The sequence below is a fragment of the Mesorhizobium sp. M1E.F.Ca.ET.063.01.1.1 genome (assembly GCF_003998155.1).
Taxonomy (GTDB): Bacteria; Pseudomonadota; Alphaproteobacteria; order Rhizobiales; family Rhizobiaceae; genus Mesorhizobium.
In genome coordinates this window covers 1-2,017 of sequence record NZ_RZSC01000931.1, presented here as the reverse complement: position 1 = coordinate 2,017, position 2,017 = coordinate 1, and the positions used below count along the sequence as shown (strand labels likewise).

The 2,017-nt window shown below is 64.1% G+C and carries 2 protein-coding genes; both read right to left on the bottom strand.

The features are described from left to right. Positions 1–767 (bottom strand): substrate-binding domain-containing protein (locus EOA29_RS34400; RefSeq protein ID WP_145969984.1); only part of this gene is annotated, 767 nt, incomplete at its 3' end. A gap of 74 nt (positions 768–841) precedes the next feature. After that, the gene (locus EOA29_RS34395) at positions 842–1,915 is read right to left on the bottom strand and encodes a LacI family DNA-binding transcriptional regulator (protein ID WP_126092943.1); all 1,074 of its coding nucleotides are present in this window, start codon (positions 1,913–1,915) and stop codon (positions 842–844) included. Positions 1,916–2,017: the final 102 nt, after the last annotated feature.

The window sequence follows — 2,017 nt, the reverse complement described above, 5'->3', positions numbered from 1 at the left end:
ATCATCGTCACCTGCTGGCCTTTGCCCGCAGCGTAAACCGATTCCACGGCGCCCAGCGCCATGCCGTCATTGGCGCAGAAGATGGCGACGAGATCGGGATGCGCGGTCAGCGTGTCTGTGGCGATCGAGGCCGCCTTGCCGCGATCCCAGTCGCCCGGCAGCGAAGCGACGATCTGCAGCCCTGGCGCCAGTTCCTTCAGCTTGTCGGCGAAGCCCTTGGCGCGCTTCTCGCCGGTGATGTTGCCGGAGAGACCTTCGATCACCAGCACCGGACCCTTGGCGTCCTTGCCGAGCTTGGAGACGAGATATTCAGCACCCTGCGCGCCCGCCGCGACATTGTCGGAGCCGATATGGAAGGTGACCTTGACGCCTTCCTTGTCGAGAACCGCCTGGTCGAGATTGTTGTCGAGATCGACGATCTTGATGCCGGCGTCCTGCGCCGACTTCAGGCAAGGCAGGAGGTTGGTCGAGTTGATGGCCGCGGTGATCATCGCCACCGGCTTGCGTTCCAGCATCGTGTTGCAGAGGTTGAGCTGCGGCTCGGCCGCCTGGTCGCTTTCGGCCGCTTGCTGGAAGTATTTCACGCCGGCTTCCTTGGCGCCGTCGGCGACGCCCTGGGCCATCGCGCCCCAGAACGGATTGGCCAGCGTCTTCATCAGCACGCCGTATTCGCCGTCTTCTGCCCTGGCGGCGCCGACCGCTGACATTACCAAGGCGACGCCCAATGCAAGAGTAAATCGATTTATCTTCAGGATAAGCGATGTCATTCCAATCCTCCGTTTGTTTGCGCCGGGTGTCTGGGCCAGGGCCGGCGCTTTTCTTCCGTTGTCGACAATGGGGGCTATTGTCGGTCTCCTCCCCCGGAATGCGGGACGCTGCCTGGCGAGCCAACGGATTCCCGCATCAACACCTTGCAAGGTTCGAGCCGCGCCCTCGGCGGGCCGCCCTCGCCTTCGATCCTGCGAAACAAAACTTCCATTGCGTTGCCGGCGATCTCGCGCACCGGCTGCACCACGGCGGCGATGGCCGGCCAGGTCACCTGCATCCATTCGGCATCGTCGAAGCCGACCAGCGAGATGTCGTTCGGGCAATGCCAGCCGCGTCGCCGGAATTCCGACAGCGCCACCAGCGTGCCCTTGAGGAACAGCGAATAGACCGCCGTCGGCCGCTCGCCCCTGTCAGCCCCCTTGGAGAAATAATCGTGAAGCAGCGCCCGCAAAGGCTCGACCTCGCTTTCGGAAAGCACAACGTCGATGCGGATGTCGGGCGCAAGTTCCAGCGCGGTGCTGCGGAACCCCTCAAGACGGGCACGCACAGTCGCCGCCTGCTGGCCGAGGCCGACCACGAGGATATGGCGATGGCCCTTGCCGACCAGCGCGCGCGCCACTTCGGCGCTCGCCGCGGAACTGTCGGCCGAAACCGTGTCGAAGGCATCGTCGGCAAGCACGCGGTCGATCAGCACCCCGGTCATGCCGTTCGCCTTCATGAAGGCGGCCGCGGGACCATGCTCGTTGCGCACAGGCGCCAGCACGACGCCGGCGACGCGCCAATCATGCATGCGGGCAAGGATCTCTTTCTCCCGCGCCTCGGATTCACGGCTCGACGCCGCCACCAATGTGTAGCCGCGCTGCTCGGCAAGGCCCTCGAGTTCCGTGACCATCTGGCCGAAGAACTCGCTTTCGAACTCGGGCATGATGGCGCCGATGATGCGGCGCTTGGCCCGGCGCATGTCGGAGGCTAAAGGGTCGACGCGGTAGCCGAGCAGTTCGACGGCATCGAGGACGCGCTGCGCGTTTTCCGGCTTCACCGTCGTGACGCCGGCCAGCACCTTGGAGACGGTCGCCGCGGACACGCCGGCATGGCTTGCCACATCGTGGATCGACGGGCGCCGCTGCTGGGCTTCCTGTTGCGCCATTAATCTCCTCCCGCGGGCGGCTGGCCGCAAACCCTCTTGCTAATGTAATCGATAAATCGATTTTTCGCTGTTGTAAATCGTTTCATCCGAAGTAAAAAACGC